Below are 16,796 nucleotides of genomic sequence, written 5' to 3'. Positions count from 1 at the left end.
GTGGCAGACTCGGGCGTCGGGCCCTCGACCACGGCCCGTGGGCAAGGAGAACGAACGTATGCCGGGTGCCGCACCGATCCGCCGGGTCGCCATGCTCAGCGTGCACACCTCCCCGCTGGAGCAGCCCGGCACCGGTGACGCGGGAGGCCTCAACGTCTACGTCGTGGAGGTCGCCAAGCGGCTGGCCGCCCGGGGCATCGAGGTCGAGGTGTTCACCCGCGCCACGACCGGCGGGCTCCCGCCGGAGGTCGAGCTGGTGCCCGGGGTGCAGGTCCGGCACGTGACCGCCGGCCCCTACGAGGGGCTGGGCAAGGAGGACCTGCCGGGGCAGCTGTGCGCCTTCGCCGCGGGCGTCATGCGCGCCGAGGCGGCCCGCCCCGAGGGGTGGTACGACCTGGTCCACTCCCACTACTGGCTCTCCGGGCAGGTGGGCTGGCTCGCCGCCGACCGCTGGCGGGTGCCGCTCGTGCACACCATGCACACCATGGCCCGGGTCAAGAACATCCACCTGGCCAAGGGCGACACCCCCGAGCCCACCGGGCGCGAGATCGGCGAGGCGCAGGTCGTCGAGGCCGCCGACCGGCTGGTCGCCAACACCGACGGCGAGGCCCGCGAGCTGATCGACCTCTACGACGCCGACCCGGCCAGGGTCCGGGTCGTGCCGCCCGGCGTCGACCTCGGCACCTTCACCCCCGGCGACGCCGCGGCCGCCCGCGCCGAGCTCGGCCTGCCGGCGGACGCCCACGTGCTGCTTTTCGTCGGCCGGATCCAGCCGCTCAAGGCCCCCGACGTGCTGCTCAAGGCCGCCGCCGACCTGCTCGCCCGCCGGCCCGCGCTGCGCGAGCACCTCGTCGTCGCGGTGGTCGGCGGCCCCAGCGGCACCGGCCTGGCCAAGCCGAAGGCGCTGCAGAAGCTGGCCGACCGGCTCGGCATCACCCCGCAGGTGCGCTTCGTCCCGCCGGCCGCCCGCGAGCGGCTGGCCCAGTGGTACCGCGCCGCCGACCTCGTCGCCGTCCCCTCCTACAGCGAGTCCTTCGGCCTCGTCGCCGTCGAGGCGCAGGCCTGCGGCACCCCCGTCGTCGCGGCCGCGGTCGGCGGCCTGCCCACCGCCGTCGGCGACAGCGGCATCCTCGTCGACGGCCACGACACGACCGACTGGAGCCACGCCATCGAGTCCCTCATCAGCGACCCCGCCCTCCGGGCGGACCTGTCGCGCACCGCGGTCCGCCACGCCGCCCAGTTCAGCTGGGACCACACCACCGAGCGCCTCGTGGAGGTCTACGCCGAGGCGCACGCCGCCCGCACGGCCTCGCCGATCGAGGACGCCCGCGTGCTGGCCGGCATCCCCGCGGCGGTGATCCCGTGACCACGGCCGAGCAGCAGAAGGTCCTCGACGTCGTCGACGCCTACCTGGCCGACGCCGGCATCGAGCACGAGCTCGGCGGCCGCGACGGCGAGCTCGTGGTCACCCTGCCGGGGGAGAAGAAGCTCAAGACCGTGGCCTCGGTCGTGGTCGGCGAGCAGTCGCTGTCGGTGTCGGCGTTCGTGGTGCGCAACCCCGACGAGAACCACGAGGCGTTCTACCGCTACCTGCTGCGCAAGAACCTCAAGCTGCCCGGCCTGGCCTACGGCATCGACAAGTCCGGCGACGTCTACGTCACCGGGCGGGTGCCCCTGGACGGGGTCAGCACGGCATACCTGGACCAGCTCTTCGGCGTCGTCCTCGACGCCGCGGACTCGACCTTCAACGAGCTGCTGGCCCTCGGCTTCCTGGAGTCGATGAAGAAGGAGTGGGCCTGGCGCATCTCGCGGGGGGAGTCCACCCGCAACCTCGAGGCGTTCCGGCACCTCCTCGACCCGGATCGGCAGGAGCAGGACGCCACCTGAGGCCGCCGCGGCCGGGCCCATAGACTCGCCCGCATGACCTACACCCTTGTCCTGCTGCGTCACGGCGAGAGCGTCTGGAACGCCAAGAACCTCTTCACCGGCTGGGTCGACGTCGACCTGTCCGACAAGGGCCGCGCCGAGGCGGTCAGCGCCGGCGAGCAGCTCAAGGAGGCCGGCCTGCTGCCGGACCTGGTGCACACCTCGCTGCAGCGCCGGGCGATCAACACCGCCAACCTCGCGCTCGACGCCGCCGACCGGCACTGGATCCCGGTGCGCCGGTCCTGGCGCCTCAACGAGCGGCACTACGGCGCGCTGCAGGGCAAGGACAAGAAGCAGACCCTGGAGGCCTACGGCGAGGAGCAGTTCATGCTCTGGCGCCGGTCCTTCGACGTCCCGCCGCCGCCGATCGACCCCGACGACGAGTTCAGCCAGGCCCACGACGTGCGCTACGCCGGGCTCGGCGACGACGCCCCGCGCAGCGAGTGCCTCAAGGACGTCATCGCGCGGATGCTGCCGTGGTGGGAGAGCGCGATCGTGCCCGACCTGCTGGAGGGCAACACCGTGCTGGTCGCGGCCCACGGCAACAGCCTGCGCGGCATCGTCAAGCACCTCGACGGCATCAGCGACACCGACATCGCCGGGCTGAACATCCCCACGGGCATGCCGCTGGTCTACCGCCTCGGCAAGGACCTCAAGCCGGAGGTGCCCGGCGGGGAGTACCTCGACCCCGAGGCCGCCAGGGCCGCCGCGGAGGCGGTCGCCAACCAGGGCCGCTGATCCAGCCGCACCAACAGGTATGCCGCGCACCCCGGTGGGTGCGCGGCATACCTGTTGCTCGTGGCCGACCTTTGCGCAAGAAAAGGCCGCTGGGAGGGCCGGTCACGGCCCTCCCAGCGGCACCAGCGTGCGCAAAGGTGGGGGGTTACTCCTCGCCGTCGAGCTCGGCCTCGGTGTGCCACTCGCCGGTGACGAGGTAGACCACCCGGCGGGCCACCGACACCGCGTGGTCGGCGAAGCGCTCGTAGTAGCGCCCGACCAGCGTCGCGTCCACGGCAGCCTCGGTCCCGAACTCCCACTTGCCGCTCATGAGCTGGTTGAAGATCTCGCGGTGCAGGCGGTCCATCTCGTCGTCGTCGCGCTCGAGCTCCACCGCGGCGTCGATGTCCTTGCTGGCGATGATCGAACCGGCCTTGGCCACGATCCGCTCGGCCACCTGGCCCATCTGCAGCACGTTGGCGCGCAGCACCGGCGGGATCGCCGACTGCGGGTAGCGCAGCCGCGCCACCTTCGCCACGTGCCGGGCGAGGTCGCCCATCCGCTCCAGGTCGGCGCTCATCCGCATGGCCGTGACGACCATCCGCAGGTCGGTGGCCACCGGCTGCTGGCGGGCGAGCAGGTCGATCGAGCGGTCGTCGAGCTCCCGGCGGATCTGGTCGATCTCGTGGTCCGCGGCGATGACGCCCTCGGCGAGGTGGATGTCCGCGTCGAGCAGCGCCGTCGTGGCTCGCGCCATGGCCGAACCGGCCAGGCGGGTCATCTCCACCAGGTCGTCGGAGATCTTGTCGAGGTCCTCGTGAAACGCGTCGCGCATGGTCCCTTGGCTTTCCGGTGTCCGGGGCGCCGCCCCGTGCCAGGCACATCGGTATGCCGTGACAGCACGAGACAGCGCTCGTGCTCACCCAGCGTCGCACCACGGGGTGAACTCGCGCGGGCTCTCAGGTGAACTCTTGGCTTCACCCGTGGTCAGGCCGCGTTCACCCGGCGGACGCACCCTTGCGCCATGCCTATCCTGAGCATCGTGGATGCCACGACCGCAGCGATCCTCGGAGGCGTGGGCGGCCTCCTGGTGGGGGCGGTCGCGATGCTCGCCCTGCGCCTGTCCGAGCGCTCCCAGCACCTGGTCACGGCGGCCTCCCCGCAGCCGAACCTGCCGGCGGGGGTCGCCGACGTGCTCGCCGTGCTGCGCTCCAGCGGCATCGTCGTGGACTCCGCCGACGCCGTGGTCAAGGCCAGCCCGTCCGCCGTGGCGCTCGGCCTGGTCCGCGACACCGAGCTGGTGCACGCCGAGCTGCGCCACCTGGCCCGTCAGGTCCGCCGTGACGGCGTGATCCGCGAGGCCGAGCTGGAGCTGGCGCGCGGGCCGCTCGGCCGGGGTCGCCTGACGATGGGGGTGCGGGTCGCACCGCTGGGCGGCTCCCACGTGCTGCTCCTGCTCGACGACCGCACCCAGGCCCGCCGGGTCGAGGAGATCCGCCGTGACTTCGTCGCCAACGTCAGCCACGAGCTCAAGACCCCGGTCGGCGGTCTGGCCCTGCTCGCCGAGGCGGTCGAGGGCGCGGCCGACGACCCCGAGGCGGTCGAGCGCTTCGCCCAGCGGATGCGGGTCGAGGCCACCCGGCTGACCCGGCTGGTCCAGGAGATCGTCGACCTGAGCCGCCTGCAGGTGGCCGACACGCTGCACGAGCCGGTCATCGTCGACGTGTCCGAGGTGGCCGCCGAGGCGGTCGAGCGCTCACGCCTCGTCGCCGACGCCAAGGGCATCGAGATCGCCACCGCCCTCGACGAGGGCGTGCACGTCTTCGGCGACCGCGAGCTGCTCATCACCGCCGTGTCCAACCTCGTCGGCAACGCCATCGCATACTCCGGCAACGACACCAAGGTCGCCGTCGCCGTCCACGACGCCGACCACGGCATTGTCGAGGTGGCCGTCACCGACCAGGGCCAGGGCATCCCCGAGCAAGAGCAGCAGCGGATCTTCGAGCGGTTCTACCGCGTCGACCCCGCGCGCTCCCGGGCCACCGGCGGCACCGGTCTCGGGCTCGCCATCGTCAAGCACGTCTGCGCCAACCACGGCGGCGAGGTCACGGTGTGGAGCGAGGAGGGCCGCGGGTCGACGTTCACCATGCGCCTGCCCGCCGCGCCGGACTCCGCCGCAGACACCCACAGCTCCCCGAACACCGAGGCGGCACCGGCCGCCCCCGTCACCCGAGAGGTCACCCGATGACGCGCATCCTCGTGGTCGAGGACGAGCAGTCCTTCTCCGACCCGTTGTCCTACCTGCTGCGCAAGGAGGGATATGAGGTTGCCATCGCCGAGACCGGCCCGCAGGCGCTCGAGGAGTTCGAGCGCAGCGGCGCCGACCTGGTGCTGCTCGACCTGATGCTGCCGGGGCTCTCCGGCGAGGACGTCTGCCGCGCCCTGCGCCAGCGCTCGAACGTGCCGGTCATCATGCTCACCGCCAAGGACAGCGAGATCGACAAGGTCGTCGGCCTCGAGCTCGGCGCCGACGACTACGTCACCAAGCCCTACTCCAGCCGGGAGCTGCTCGCCCGGGTCAAGGCCGTGCTGCGCCGCGGTCACGAGCCGGAGGACCTCATGCCCTCGACGCTGGAGTCCGGCCCCGTGCGCATGGACGTCGAGCGGCACGTCGTCACCGTCAACGGCGCGCAGACCGCGCTCCCTCTCAAGGAGTTCGAGCTGCTCGAGATGCTGCTGCGCAACGCCGGCCGGGTGCTGACCCGGATGCAGCTCATCGACCGCGTGTGGGGCAGCGACTACGTGGGTGACACCAAGACGCTGGACGTGCACGTCAAGCGGCTGCGCGCCAAGGTCGAGCCCGACCCGGCCAACCCCCGCTTCATCGTCACCGTGCGTGGCCTGGGCTACAAGTTCGAGGCAGCCGCCTGAGGTCCGGGGCCGACCGGGCGGCGCCCCACACGACAGGACCCCCCGAGCCGCGCGGCTCGGGGGGTCCTGGGCGTCCGGGGACCCCGGGGTCAGGGGGTCGTGGTTGCCGTCGCCGTGGAGGGCGACGGGACCGGCAGGGTGTCGGTGGCCGACGGCGCCGGGGTGCTCGTCGCGCCGCTCGTCGCCGGCGGGGTGATCGTCTGGTAGTAGCCCTGCGGCAGCAGCACCGGCACCTTGACGTTCTGGGCGCCACCCTCGGGGGTGCTCACCTCGACCTGGAGCAGGCCGCCGGGAGCAGTCGCCACCTTGGGCAGCATCGCCGGGTCGGCCGTCGTGCCGTCCTCGAGGCGAGTGATCTGGCCGGGGGCAGCGTCGACGCTGGTCTGGCCACCGTCGGCGGTGGCGAAGCTGACGCGCACCGGCTGGCCGCCCTTGTTGACCACGACGCCGGAGAGCACACCGGGCTGGTCCTGGGCGCTGGAGACCACGACGAGGTCGCGGACCTGCACGGTGCCCAGGCTGACCGCCACGCCGTCGGCGGGCTGGTAGGCGAACTGGGTCTGGATCGGGGACTGCGTCTGGCACCCGCTCAGCGCGACCGCACCCGCGGCGACGAGGCCGGCGCTCGCGAGGAGGACCTTGCGGGACATGGACACCTGAGCGGCTCGGGAGGGTCGACGGATCACGGCGCACAGCGTACCGGGGCAGGCCCTGCCGGCTGTCGTCAGGTCATCGCCGCGCGCCCCCGACGCGCGCGCGTAGAGCATGGTGAACGGCTGTCTGTCAAGACCGTCCCGGGAGTCAAAATGCCCCAGTGTGGGCCCCTGACCTGCACAAACACGACGCGTACTAGTTCGTTCCGGCCATGGCCGCGTGTTACCCTTGAGTCCGCGAAAGGGGAAAACAGCACATGGTTTTCAAGGTCGGCGAAACGGTCGTGTACCCCCACCACGGGGCTGCCCTGATCGAAGAAATCAAGACCCGCACCATCAAGGGCGAGGACAAGCTCTACCTCGTCCTCAAGGTTGCCCAGGGCGACCTCACCATCGAGGTGCCAGCTGAGAACTGCGACCTCGTGGGAGTCCGCGACGTCGTGGGGCAGGACGGCCTCGACCGTGTCTTCGAGGTGCTGCGCGCCCCCCACACCGAGGAGCCGACCAACTGGTCGCGCCGTTACAAGGCCAACCTCGAGAAGCTCGCCTCCGGTGACGTCATCAAGGTCGCCGAGGTCGTGCGCGACCTGTGGCGCCGCGACAAGGACCGCGGCCTGTCCGCGGGTGAGAAGCGCATGCTCGCCAAGGCCCGCCAGATCCTCGTCTCCGAGCTCGCGCTCGCCGAGAAGACCAACGAGGACAAGGCCGAGGCCATCCTCGACGAGGTCCTCGCCTCCTGAGCACCTGCGTCGTCCTCGTTGCCGCCGGTCAGGGCACGAGGCTCGGGGCTGGTGTGCCCAAGGCGTTCGCCCCGCTGCGCGGGGAGCCGTTGTTGCTCCACGCGCTGCGGGGCGTCCTTGCGTGCGGGCAGGTCGGCCACGTCGTGGTCGTCGCCCCCTCGACCCATCTCGAGGCTGCCCGGGCGCTGACCGGCGGTGACGCGCGGGTCGACGTCGTCGCCGGCGGTGCCGACCGCACCGCGTCCGTGGCCGCCGGCCTTGCCGCGCTCGGCCCGGACGAGGACGTTGTCCTGGTCCACGACGCCGCCCGGGCGCTGACCCCGGTCGCCGTCTTCGAACGGGTCGCCGGGGCTGTCCGGGCCGGCCACCCGGCGGTCGTCCCCGGCCTGCCCGTCGTCGACACCGTCAAGGTGGTCGACGAGCACGGTGTCGTCACGGCGACCCCGGCGCGCGAGCTGCTGCGCGCGATACAGACGCCGCAGGGCTTCTCCCGCGAGGTGCTCGAGCGGGCCCACGCCTCCGGCCTCACCGCCACCGACGACGCCGCGCTGGTCGAGGCCCTCGGCCTGCCCGTGCTCGTCGTCGACGGCGACCCGGCCGCCCTCAAGGTGACCACCCCGGGCGACGTCGCCCGCGCCGAGGCGCTGCTGCAGGATGGCCCGTATGTCGGACAGTGAGCTCCCGCCCCGGGCCCCCGTCGCGCACGTGGTGCTGCCGCGGACCGGCGTCGGCGTCGACGTCCACGCCTTCGCCACGGACGACCGGCCGCTGCACCTCGCCGGGCTGACCTGGCCGGGGGAGCGGGGCATCGAGGGCCACTCGGACGGCGACGTCGTGGCCCACGCGGCGTGCAACGCGCTGTTCTCCGCCGCCGGGCTGGGCGACCTTGGCACCCACTTCGGCACCGACCGGCCCGAGCTGGCCGGCGCCCGCGGGGTCACCCTGCTGGCCGAGGCGGCGCGGATCGTGCGGGAGGCCGGGTTCACCATCGGCAACGTCGCGGTCCAGGTCGTCGGCAACCGGCCCAAGCTCGGCCCGCGCCGGGAGGAGGCGCAGGCGGTGCTCGCGGCCACGCTCGGTGCGCCGGTGTCGCTGGCCGCCGCGACGACCGACGGGCTCGGCTTCACGGGCCGGGGCGAGGGCATCGGCGCCATCGCGACCGCCCTCGTGGTCCCCACCGCCTGACCCCACCTGAGTCTTCTTCCGCCGAGAGGGACGTTTCTCGGGGCTCGGGGCCTCCCGAAACCCGAGAAACGTCCCTCTCGGCGCATAGGGCTCAACGTGAGGTGGGCGGGTGCGCTCACTAGGCTCACGGCATACCTGCAGCTGCACCACTGTCACGCGGAGGAGCCGGAATGCCGAGCACGGTCACAGGAGTCATCGCGCGCAGCAAGGGCGCACCCGTCGAGCTGGTCGACGTGGTGGTGCCCGACCCGGGGCCCGGCGAGGCGGTCGTGAAGGTGCAGGCGTGCGGGGTGTGCCACACCGACCTGCACTACCGCGAGGGCGGGATCAACGACGAGTTCCCGTTCCTGCTCGGGCACGAGGCGGCCGGCGTCGTCGAGGCGGTCGGCGAGGGCGTGACCGAGGTGGCGCCCGGCGACTTCGTCGTCCTGAACTGGCGTGCCGTGTGCGGGCAGTGCCGGGCGTGCCTCAAGGGCAAGCCGTGGTACTGCTTCAACACCCACAACGCCACCCAGAAGATGACGCTGACCGACGGCACCGAGCTCTCGCCGGCGCTGGGCATCGGCGCCTTCATCGAGAAGACGCTGGTCGCCGCCGGGCAGTGCACCAAGGTCGACCCGGCCGCGCCGGCCGCAGCCGCCGGGCTGCTCGGCTGTGGCGTCATGGCCGGCTTCGGTGCCGCGGTCAACACCGGCGGCGTCACGCGAGGAGACTCGGTCGCCGTGATCGGCTGCGGCGGCGTCGGCAACGCGGCCATCGCCGGGTCGGTCCTGGCCGGGGCCACCACCGTCATTGCCGTCGACGTCGACGACCGCAAGCTGGAGTGGGCCAAGGGCTTCGGCGCCACCCACACCGTCAACTCGCGCAGCCACGACCCGGTCGAGGCGATCCGCGAGCTGACCGGCGGGTTCGGCGCCGACGTGGTCGTCGAGGCGGTCGGCCGGCCCGAGACCTACGAGCAGGCGTTCTACGCCCGCGACCTCGCCGGCACCGTCGTGCTCGTCGGGGTGCCCACGCCCGACCTGAAGGTCGAGCTGCCGATGATCGAGGTCTTCGGCCGCGGCGGGGCGCTGAAGTCCAGCTGGTACGGCGACTGCCTGCCCTCGCGGGACTTCCCGATGCTGGTCGACCTCTACCGGCAGGGGCGCTTCGACCTCGACGGCTTCGTCTCCGAGACGATCGGGCTCGGCGACGTGGAGGCCGCGTTCGAGAAGATGCACCGCGGCGACGTGCTGCGCTCGGTCGTGGTGCTCTGATGTCGATCCTCGGCAAGGACTCGAAGGTGCGGGTCGACCGGGTCGTCACCCACGGCACCTTCAACCTCGACGGCGGCAGCTGGGAGGTCGACAACAACGTCTGGGTGGTCGGCAACGACACCGAGTGCGTGGTCATCGACCCGGCCCACGACGGCCGGCCGATCATCAAGGCGGTCGGCAAGCGCACGGTCGTGGCGATCCTGTGCACCCACGCCCACGACGACCACATCAGCGCGCTCGGGGAGGTCTCGGACGCCACCCGCGGCACGTCCTGGCTGCACCCCGAGGACCGCGTGCTGTGGGACCGCGTCTACCCCGTGACCCCCGACCGCGAGCTCGCCGACGGCGACACCATCTCCGTGGCGGGCGTGACGCTGCAGGTGCTGCACACGCCGGGCCACTCCCCGGGCGCGTGCTGCTTCTACAGCCCCGAGCTCGGCGTCGTCTTCACCGGTGACACGCTCTTCCAGGGCGGCCCCGGCGCGACCGGGCGATCGTTCAGCGACTTCGACACGATCATCGCCTCGATCAGCGACAAGCTGTTCCACCTGCCGGCGGGCACGGTCGTGCACACCGGCCACGGCGACTCGACCTCGATCGGCGTCGAGGCCCCGCACCTGCCGGAGTGGGTCGCCCGCGGCCACTGACGCCGCTCACCCTCACCTTTGCGCAAGAAAGGGCTGCTGGGAGGGCCGGTCTAGGCCTCTCCAGCATCCCTAACTTGCGCAAAGAGGCGGTATGCCGGGTCGCTCGCCTCAGGGGGTGGCGGCCGTCTCCGGGGTCTGGGCCGGCCCGGCGGAGGGGGCCTGGCCGGTCAGCCGCGCGGGCAGCCGGTGGCTGACCAGTGACCAGACGAGGACGCCGATGGCTGCGGCCGCCACACCGATCACCGCGCCGGCGAGGATGTCCTGGACGTGGTGGACGTGGGCGAGGACGCGGGCGGCGCCGACGCACAGGGCCAGGACGGCCAGCACCGCCCCGACGGTGCGCCGCTGCACCCACACCAGCGCGGCCACCGTCATGGACAGCGCCGTGTGGTCGGAGGGGAAGCCGTTGTCGGCGGGGTGGGCGAACAGCGGCTTCACCGTGGGGTCCACGACGAACGGGCGCGGGTCGGTGTGCAGCGCGGCCGCGACCAGGATGAGCACGCCGACCGCGGCGAGGGCCACGGCGCCCTCGACGAGCATCGCGACCTTGCCGGAGCGTGGCGCCAGGAGCCACACGACGGCTCCTACGGCCACGATGACGAACGGCAGGTACTGGGCGACGGCCACGATGAGGGAGTCCACCCCGACAGGGTGAGGGTCGTGGCTGGGAGTTTTCTTAGACGACGCTGCGCCCCGGCGGGCGAGCCTGCCGGGGCGCAGCGGTCGAGCGGTGTGCCGGGTCGCCTCAGCCGCGGCCGAGGCCTCCACCGAGGACGACGGCGCGGCGCAGGTCGTTGACCTCGGCGTCACGCGTCGCGACCGGGGCCACGCCCAGGGTGCGCTCGATCGTGGCAAGGATCGACGTGGTGTCGTAGACGGTGTGGTCGACCCCGGAGCGCGTCATCCGCGCGGACAGGACCAGCGCCGGGATGCGGGTGCCGGGACCCCACGCGTCGTGCGCGCCGACCGTGCTCGAGCCCTGGCCGGGCGGGGCCACGTGGTCCCACTGGCCGCCGAACTCGTCATACGTCACCACGACCAGGGTGTCCTTGGCCTGCGGGCCGCTCGTCACGGTCTTCAGCAGGTCGACCAGGTGGTCCGAGCCGTTGGGCTCGCTGGCGTAGCCGGGGTGCTCGTTCTCGGCGCCGTAGGGCTTGACGAAGCTGACCGTGGGCAGCGTGCCGTTCTTCGCCGCCGCGACGAACTTCGTCTCGTCCTGCAGGTGCGCGCGGCCCGGCGTGCCCGGGGCGTAGTCCTTGAAGTAGTTGAACGGCTGGTGGTGGTACTGGAACAGCGGTCCGGGGTGGCCGGCCTCCGCGTCGTCCCAGCCGCCGGAGTACCAGTTCCAGCTGATGCCCTTGGCGCTGAGCCGGTCACCGATGTTGGGGTACTTCGCGTCGTCGATGAGCGGGATCTTCGCGCCGCCGCCGAAGGGCTTGCTCGACGGCTGCACCGTGTTGACCGCGAGGTTGCCGCACGCCTTCAGGTAGTCGGCCGCCGCGCCGCTCGCGCACTTCTGCGTCAGCTGGCCGTCGACGACGGTGCCGTCGGCCTTGTACAGCGGGTAGCTCGTCGGCATCCCCTTGCTGTCCAGCACCGAGTTCTTCGCGCCGAGCGCCCCGGCGCTGGTGTCCTCCGGCGCCCGCGCCGCGATGAGGTACTGGTGGTTGAGGAACGAGCCGCCGAACGCGCCCTGGAAGAACCGGTCCGCCAGGACGTAGTTCGGGGCGCCCTGGCCGTGCAGGTACCGGTAGATCGGCAGGTCCTTCGTGTCGTAGTGGCCCATGGTCAGGCCGACCGCGTCCGAGCCGGTCACGTAGCGGTCCTGCTTGCCGCCGTCGAGCTGGTACTGCTCCTGGTAGAAGCGGTGCACCAGGTCCCGCGTGCAGCCGCCGGGCTCGGCGCCGGGGGAGTCCTTGAGCACGCCGTTGGGGGCGTACACCGTCTCCGGCGGGCAGGTCCTGTCCTCCGGCTTGATGTAGTCGTCGATGCGGAACGGCTTGTTGGTGAACGCGCTCGCGTTGACCCCGTGCGCGCTGTCGCTGCACGTCGACGGCTGCGGCGGGCTGGCCAGGTTGACGTCGTCCTGCAGCAGGCAGCGGTATGCCGAGCCGTCCTGGGCGACCTGGGTCGCCTTCGCGCGCGGTGCGGCCTGCAGGCCGTCGACCCGCTGCCCGGCCACCGAGCCCCAGCCGCCGTAGAGGTTGTCGAAGGAGTGGTTCTCCTCGTAGATGACCACGAGGTGCTTGTAGCCCCCGACCGGGCCGGTCCCGACCCCGGTGTGCTGGGCGGGGGTCGCGGCCCCCGCGCTGGCCGGCCAGGCGGCGACGGCCAGCAGGGCGGCGGCTGCTCCGGCCGCCGCGGTGAACGTCTTTCGTCCCACGAGTCTCTCCTCGAGTGCTCAGGTGCCCCGGCCCACCCGGGCAGGGTCCACCCGGCACCCTGTCCCCGCCACTTGACGCGGTGGCGACGCGAAGGTGACGGTCGCGCGAACGGATGGCGCGGCATACCGGCAGGTCGGCGCGGCGTGCACGATTCGGGCAAGTCGCACCACGCTCGGTAGCCTTGCCGGGTGAGCCTCCGTTTGTACGACACCGCCACGCGCGAGCTGCGCGACTTCGTCCCCGTGACCGAGGGCAAGGCCGGCGTCTACATCTGTGGCCTGACGACCCAGGGCGCCCCCCACATCGGGCACGTGCGCTTCGCGGTGGCCTTCGACATCCTGCGCCGCTGGCTGACCATCGGCCACGGCCTCGAGGTCACGCTGGTGCGCAACGTCACCGACATCGACGACAAGATCCTCAACAAGTCGTCCGAGGCCGGCGTGCCCTGGTGGGCGTGGAGCTACGAGAACGAGCGGGCCACCAGCGAGGCGCTGGAGTCCCTCGGGGTGCTGCCGGCGACCTACGAGCCGCGGGCCACCGGGCACATCACCGAGATGGCCGACCTCATGCAGACCCTGGTCGACAAGGGCCACGCCTACGCCGCGCCGGACGGCAGCGGTGACGTCTACTTCGACGTGCGCAGCTGGTCGGCCTACGGCGAGCTGACCCACCAGAAGATCGAGGACATGGAGGCGGCGGCCGACGCCGACCCCCGCGGCAAGCGGGACCCCCGAGACTTCGCGCTCTGGAAGGGCCACAAGGCCGGCGAGCCGGAGACGGCGAGCTGGCCCACGGCATACGGGCAGGGGCGTCCGGGCTGGCACCTGGAGTGCTCGGCCATGGTCCGCAAGTACCTCGGCGACACCTTCGACATCCACGGCGGCGGCGTCGACCTGCGCTTCCCACACCACGAGAACGAGCAGGCGCAGTCGCGCGCTGCCGGGCTCGGCTTCGCCAACTACTGGCTGCACAACGCGTGGGTGACCGTCGGCGGGGAGAAGATGAGCAAGTCGCTCGGCAACTCCCTGCTGGTCAGCGAGATCACCAAGATCACCCGCCCGCTGGCGCTGCGCTACTACCTCGGCGCGGCGCACTACCGCTCCACGATCGAGTACCACGAGGGTTCGCTGCGCGAGGCCGAGGCGGCCGTCGACCGGATCGAGGGCTTCCTGCGCCGGGCGACCGGCGCCGCCGCGACCCTGCCGGCCGTCGAGCTGCCCGCGGCGTTCGTCGAGGCGATGGACGACGACCTCAACGTCTCCGGCGCGCTCGCGGTGGTCCACGAGACGGTCCGGGCCGGCAACACCGCCCTTGACGACGGCGACCACGCGGCGGCGCTTGAGGCGGCGGCGGCCGTCGTCGCCATGACCGAGGTGCTCGGCGTCAACCCGCTCGACCCCCGCTGGAACGGCGGCTCCGGCAGCGGGGCGGCCGACGCGATGACCGCGCTCGACGCCCTGGTCAGCGACCGCCTGGCCGCCCGCGAGTCGGCCCGGGCCGCGCGGGACTTCGCCACCGCGGACGCGATCCGCGACCAGCTCACCGCGGCGGGCATCTCCGTCGAGGACACCCCGTCCGGTGCGCGCTGGTCGCTCGCCCGGCACACCGACGTCTGAGAGACGAGACTGAACACCCATGGCCGGTAACTCCCAGCGCCGAGGCGCGATCCGCAAGTCCAAGAAGGGCGCCACCGTCGGCAGCGGCGGCCAGCGCCGCAAGGGCCTCGAGGGCAAGGGCCCCACGCCCAAGGCCGAGGACCGCACCAAGCACGTCGCCGCCCGCCGGGCCCGCGCCGTCGCCAAGCGCGACGGCAGCAGCGCCGGTGGTGGCCAGCGCCCCGGCGCGAGCCGTGGCGGCGCCTCCCGCGGTGGCGCCGGCTCCGGCCGTCGCTCGCGCACGTCCAGCGAGGTCGTCGCCGGCCGCAACTCGGTCGTCGAGGCCCTGCGCGCCGAGGTCCCGGTCACGACGATGTACGTCGCCGGCCGGATCGACTCCGACGACCGGGTCCGCGAGGCGATGAAGATCGCCACCGCCCGGGGCATCCCGGTGCTGGAGACCCCGCGCGGCGAGCTCGACCGGCTCACCGACGGCGCGGTGCACCAGGGCCTGGCGCTGCAGGTGCCGCCGTACGAGTACGCCCACCCCACCGACCTCGTCGACCCGCAGACCCCCGGCATCCCGCTGGTCGTCGCGCTCGACGGGATCACCGACCCCCGCAACCTCGGCGCGATCATCCGCTCCGTGGCGGCGTTCGGCGGCCACGGCGTGATCGTGCCCGAGCGCCGGTCGGTCGGCATGACCGCCAGCGCGTGGAAGACCTCCGCCGGCGCCGCGGCCCGCGTCCCGGTGGCGCTGGCCAGCAACCTGACCCGCACGCTGGAGGACTACCGCAAGGCCGGCTACTTCGTCCTCGGCCTCGACATGGACGGTGACGTCGAGCTGCCCTCGCTGGAGCTGGCGACCGAGCCGCTGGTCGTCGTGGTCGGCTCCGAGGGCAAGGGCCTGTCCCGCCTGGTGTCCGAGACCTGCGACCAGATCGTCTCGATCCCGATGTCCTCGGCGGTCGAGTCGCTCAACGCCGGCATCGCCACGGGCGTCACGCTCTACGAGATCGCCCGCCAGCGCGCCGCGAAGAAGTAGGCGCCCGGCCCACCCCCGGCCGGCCCACCCTCTCGCCGAGAGGGACGTTTCTCGGGGTTTGAGGGCCCCTCAACGCCGAGAAACGTCCCTGTCGGGGGAGGACTCGGAGCTCAGCGCGTGGCCTCGGCGCGGCCCCTCAGCCACAGGCCGGCGATGATCCCGCCCAGCACGACGGCGCCGTACAACCCGCCGGTCGCCACCATGGCCACGGTGATGCCCGGGCAGGTCGCACCGACCCCGAAGCCGACCCCGAAGACAGCCGCGCCGTAGAGCGTGGAACGTCGCACCGGGTGCCGCGGCAGGACGAGCGGCCCGCCGAACGCGGTGGTGCCGCGACGACGCAGCAGGGCCACGCCCACGGCCGCGGTCAGCACCGTCGCGCCCATCATCAGGTAGATGTAGGGGTCCCGCAGGAGCAGCCCCTCGTGGATGGTCCGGTAGTCACCCAGGCCACTGGCCGTCAGCAGGAAGCCGAACAGCAGGCCGACGACCAGCGCGGTGGCGCCGCGGGCGCGGCTCACAGGGCACCCCCGGTGACGACGTGCAGGCCCAGCGTGACGAGGACGGCGACGCCGAAGAAGGTGCCGGTCGCAGCCAGGCTCTCGGGCGAGCCCACCGAGCACCCCCGAGAGGCCGTGACCCGACGTGCAGCCGCCCGCCCATCGGGCGCCGTAGCCGATGGCCACCCCGACGACGAGCAGGACGGGCACGAGCAGGTATGCCGGGAGCGCGACTCCCAGCGCCCCGTAGCCATGGAGGGCCGTCGACCCCAGCAGTCCGGCGAGGACCGCGCCGCCGACGAGCCCGGAGTTGAACGAGATCCGCCACGGCTCGGTCACCGGGCGCCCCTGGATGGCGAACAGCAGTTGGAGCCAGCCGCCGGACACGCCGAGCTTGACGTTGGCCAGGCCGTACATCGCGACGACGCACAGCCCGATGCCGGGACCGGCCACCCACCACGGCAGCTGGTGCGGCAGGACGTGCAGCATGTGAGACCCCTTCCCCCGTCGCAGACTAGGGCTCGCTGCCCGGTGCCGAGGCCTGTTCGTCCAAGGCCGCTGTTGCCCTGGGGACACGCCGAGGGTGACGCCGAGGGCACGCGAGGTCACCCCCGGGAGGGATGTGGACGGTCGGCCCCGGCCGGAGGATCGCGTCATGGTGCACCGCCGCTGGGGCGCTGCCCGACCGGCTGTCCTTGCCTGTGGGGCACTCGTCGTCGTGGCGGGGTGCGCCAGCGCGGCGGTGCGACCCGCCTCGACCGCCGCCACCGTCTCCCGGACCACGACGTCTCCCTCGGCCGAGGTCACCATCACCACGCGCTGCCCCGAGCGCCCCGAGGCGCTGACGCCGTCCATGGCCACCGCGGCGTTTGCCGCGGTGGTGCGCTACAACGAGAGGGACCCCGGCTTCACCCCCGCGACGCTGCGCCAGGACCGCGTCGTGCCCGGGCCGGATGCCGGCCCTCGTGGTGAGCAGGCAGCCGCCGAGTGCGGAGCCGCCGTGGCCGCACGCACCTTCGTGGTGATGACCACGCGGACCGACCTGCTGCCCGCCCAGAGCGCGAGCCAGGGCGTCTGGTTCGTCAGCCGGGTCGACGGCCGGTTCGTCGTGTGGCAACGGGTCCACTGACGCGCACCGCCGCCCGGAGACGCCCTCGGCGGGCAGAGAGGCTCGGCGAGAGGGACGTTTCTCGGGGTTGAGGGCACCTCAAACCCGA

The 16,796-nt window shown here is 72.7% G+C and carries 19 protein-coding genes; 14 read left to right on the top strand and 5 right to left on the bottom strand.

Features of this window, described 5'->3' with window-relative positions:
- Positions 1-58: 58 nt before the first annotated feature.
- The 3 genes from mshA to FB474_RS15985 are packed head-to-tail and all read left to right on the top strand — an operon-like array spanning position 59 to position 2,664.
- On the top strand, positions 59-1,366 hold the full coding sequence (mshA, locus tag FB474_RS15995; protein ID WP_141789547.1) for a D-inositol-3-phosphate glycosyltransferase: 1,308 nt from the start codon (positions 59-61) through the stop codon (positions 1,364-1,366).
- Positions 1,363-1,887, top strand: a complete 525-nt coding sequence (locus tag FB474_RS15990) for a type III secretion system chaperone family protein (protein WP_141789546.1) — start codon at positions 1,363-1,365, stop codon at positions 1,885-1,887. The genes mshA and FB474_RS15990 overlap by 4 nt, the downstream gene beginning before the upstream one ends.
- 33 nt (positions 1,888-1,920) lie before the next feature.
- Entirely contained in the window at positions 1,921-2,664 is a 744-nt protein-coding gene (locus tag FB474_RS15985; protein WP_141789545.1) for a phosphoglyceromutase, read from the top strand.
- A gap of 145 nt (positions 2,665-2,809) precedes the next feature.
- Here the strand turns inward: FB474_RS15985 and phoU are convergent, their stop codons facing one another.
- Positions 2,810-3,478, bottom strand: a complete 669-nt coding sequence (gene phoU / locus FB474_RS15980) for a phosphate signaling complex protein PhoU (RefSeq protein ID WP_141789544.1) — start codon at positions 3,476-3,478, stop codon at positions 2,810-2,812.
- Positions 3,479-3,667: 189 nt separating this feature from the next.
- On the opposite strand from phoU, the gene FB474_RS15975 reads away from it, so the two are divergent.
- Positions 3,668-4,891, top strand: coding sequence for a sensor histidine kinase (locus tag FB474_RS15975; RefSeq protein WP_141789543.1), 1,224 nt, complete (start codon positions 3,668-3,670; stop codon positions 4,889-4,891).
- Entirely contained in the window at positions 4,888-5,574 is a 687-nt protein-coding gene (locus FB474_RS15970) for a response regulator transcription factor (RefSeq protein WP_141789542.1), read from the top strand. The genes FB474_RS15975 and FB474_RS15970 overlap by 4 nt, the downstream gene beginning before the upstream one ends.
- Before the next feature lie 89 nt (positions 5,575-5,663).
- On the opposite strand, the gene FB474_RS15965 is transcribed toward FB474_RS15970, so the two are convergent.
- Positions 5,664-6,260: a hypothetical protein gene (locus tag FB474_RS15965; protein WP_141789541.1), complete on the bottom strand. Its 597-nt coding sequence runs from the start codon at positions 6,258-6,260 to the stop codon at positions 5,664-5,666.
- A 224-nt stretch (positions 6,261-6,484) separates the two neighbouring features.
- On the opposite strand from FB474_RS15965, the gene FB474_RS15960 reads away from it, so the two are divergent.
- The 5 genes from FB474_RS15960 (at position 6,485) to FB474_RS15940 (ending at position 10,055) form a co-directional block, all read left to right on the top strand.
- A complete protein-coding gene (locus tag FB474_RS15960) occupies positions 6,485-6,967 on the top strand; it encodes a CarD family transcriptional regulator (protein ID WP_141789540.1) in 483 nt (160 codons plus the stop codon).
- Between the two features lie 53 nt (positions 6,968-7,020).
- A complete protein-coding gene (gene ispD / locus FB474_RS15955; protein WP_246092224.1) occupies positions 7,021-7,644 on the top strand; it encodes a 2-C-methyl-D-erythritol 4-phosphate cytidylyltransferase in 624 nt (207 codons plus the stop codon).
- Positions 7,631-8,152: a 2-C-methyl-D-erythritol 2,4-cyclodiphosphate synthase gene (gene ispF, locus FB474_RS15950; protein ID WP_141789538.1), complete on the top strand. Its 522-nt coding sequence runs from the start codon at positions 7,631-7,633 to the stop codon at positions 8,150-8,152. Before ispD ends, ispF begins: the two co-directional genes overlap by 14 nt.
- A 170-nt stretch (positions 8,153-8,322) precedes the next feature.
- Complete coding sequence (locus FB474_RS15945) at positions 8,323-9,408, top strand: S-(hydroxymethyl)mycothiol dehydrogenase (RefSeq protein ID WP_141789537.1); 1,086 nt, start codon at positions 8,323-8,325, stop codon at positions 9,406-9,408.
- A complete protein-coding gene (locus tag FB474_RS15940) occupies positions 9,408-10,055 on the top strand; it encodes an MBL fold metallo-hydrolase (protein ID WP_141789536.1) in 648 nt (215 codons plus the stop codon). Before FB474_RS15945 ends, FB474_RS15940 begins: the two co-directional genes overlap by 1 nt.
- Before the next feature lie 108 nt (positions 10,056-10,163).
- Here FB474_RS15940 and FB474_RS15935 read toward each other — a convergent pair whose 3' ends face one another.
- Together FB474_RS15935 and FB474_RS15930 are read right to left on the bottom strand one after the other, a co-directional pair.
- Positions 10,164-10,697 carry a phosphatase PAP2 family protein gene (locus FB474_RS15935; RefSeq protein WP_141789535.1) on the bottom strand — a complete coding sequence of 178 codons (534 nt, stop codon included), beginning with the start codon at positions 10,695-10,697 and terminating at the stop codon, positions 10,164-10,166.
- 103 nt (positions 10,698-10,800) lie between these two features.
- Positions 10,801-12,438 (bottom strand): alkaline phosphatase family protein, encoded by a 1,638-nt coding sequence (locus tag FB474_RS15930; RefSeq protein WP_141789534.1) that lies wholly within the window; start codon positions 12,436-12,438, stop codon positions 10,801-10,803.
- Positions 12,439-12,532: 94 nt separating this feature from the next.
- On the opposite strand from FB474_RS15930, the gene FB474_RS21510 reads away from it, so the two are divergent.
- Genes FB474_RS21510 through rlmB form a run of 3 tightly spaced genes read left to right on the top strand, consistent with a single transcriptional unit; the run spans position 12,533 to position 15,079 of the window.
- The gene (locus FB474_RS21510; RefSeq protein WP_141789533.1) at positions 12,533-12,631 is read left to right on the top strand and encodes an XdhC family protein; all 99 of its coding nucleotides are present in this window, start codon (positions 12,533-12,535) and stop codon (positions 12,629-12,631) included.
- Entirely contained in the window at positions 12,628-14,055 is a 1,428-nt protein-coding gene (gene cysS / locus FB474_RS15920) for a cysteine--tRNA ligase (RefSeq protein ID WP_141789532.1), read from the top strand. The genes FB474_RS21510 and cysS overlap by 4 nt, the downstream gene beginning before the upstream one ends.
- Before the next feature lie 19 nt (positions 14,056-14,074).
- Complete coding sequence (rlmB, locus tag FB474_RS15915) at positions 14,075-15,079, top strand: 23S rRNA (guanosine(2251)-2'-O)-methyltransferase RlmB (RefSeq protein WP_141789531.1); 1,005 nt, start codon at positions 14,075-14,077, stop codon at positions 15,077-15,079.
- Positions 15,080-15,189: 110 nt separating this feature from the next.
- Here the strand turns inward: rlmB and FB474_RS15910 are convergent, their stop codons facing one another.
- Positions 15,190-16,068 carry a DUF6691 family protein gene (locus FB474_RS15910; protein ID WP_185746194.1) on the bottom strand — a complete coding sequence of 293 codons (879 nt, stop codon included), beginning with the start codon at positions 16,066-16,068 and terminating at the stop codon, positions 15,190-15,192.
- Positions 16,069-16,234: 166 nt separating this feature from the next.
- Between FB474_RS15910 and FB474_RS20840 the strand changes: the two genes are divergently transcribed.
- Positions 16,235-16,708, top strand: coding sequence for a hypothetical protein (locus FB474_RS20840; protein WP_185746193.1), 474 nt, complete (start codon positions 16,235-16,237; stop codon positions 16,706-16,708).
- Positions 16,709-16,796 lie beyond the last annotated feature (88 nt).

It is taken from the genome of Oryzihumus leptocrescens (assembly GCF_006716205.1).
GTDB classification, from domain to species: Bacteria; Actinomycetota; Actinomycetes; order Actinomycetales; family Dermatophilaceae; genus Oryzihumus; species Oryzihumus leptocrescens.
Note: the sequence above shows the minus strand (reverse complement) of the source record. Positions and strands in the feature narration are given on the sequence as shown.

Bases quoted from the DNA above. Each gene is read 5' to 3' on its own strand.
- FB474_RS15940 (WP_141789536.1), top strand. From the start codon at position 9,408: ATGTCGATCCTCGGCAAGGACTCGAAGGTGCGGGTCGACCGGGTCGTC.
- FB474_RS15970 (WP_141789542.1), top strand. From the start codon at position 4,888: ATGACGCGCATCCTCGTGGTCGAGGACGAGCAGTCCTTCTCCGACCCG.
- rlmB (WP_141789531.1), top strand. From the start codon at position 14,075: ATGGCCGGTAACTCCCAGCGCCGAGGCGCGATCCGCAAGTCCAAGAAG.
- FB474_RS20840 (WP_185746193.1), top strand. From the start codon at position 16,235: ATGGTGCACCGCCGCTGGGGCGCTGCCCGACCGGCTGTCCTTGCCTGT.
- FB474_RS15985 (WP_141789545.1), top strand. From the start codon at position 1,921: ATGACCTACACCCTTGTCCTGCTGCGTCACGGCGAGAGCGTCTGGAAC.
- FB474_RS15945 (WP_141789537.1), top strand. From the start codon at position 8,323: ATGCCGAGCACGGTCACAGGAGTCATCGCGCGCAGCAAGGGCGCACCC.
- phoU (WP_141789544.1), bottom strand. From the start codon at position 3,478: ATGCGCGACGCGTTTCACGAGGACCTCGACAAGATCTCCGACGACCTG.
- ispF (WP_141789538.1), top strand. From the start codon at position 7,631: ATGTCGGACAGTGAGCTCCCGCCCCGGGCCCCCGTCGCGCACGTGGTG.
- FB474_RS15960 (WP_141789540.1), top strand. From the start codon at position 6,485: ATGGTTTTCAAGGTCGGCGAAACGGTCGTGTACCCCCACCACGGGGCT.
- mshA (WP_141789547.1), top strand. From the start codon at position 59: ATGCCGGGTGCCGCACCGATCCGCCGGGTCGCCATGCTCAGCGTGCAC.
- FB474_RS15910 (WP_185746194.1), bottom strand. From the start codon at position 16,068: ATGCTGCACGTCCTGCCGCACCAGCTGCCGTGGTGGGTGGCCGGTCCC.
- FB474_RS15975 (WP_141789543.1), top strand. From the start codon at position 3,668: ATGCCTATCCTGAGCATCGTGGATGCCACGACCGCAGCGATCCTCGGA.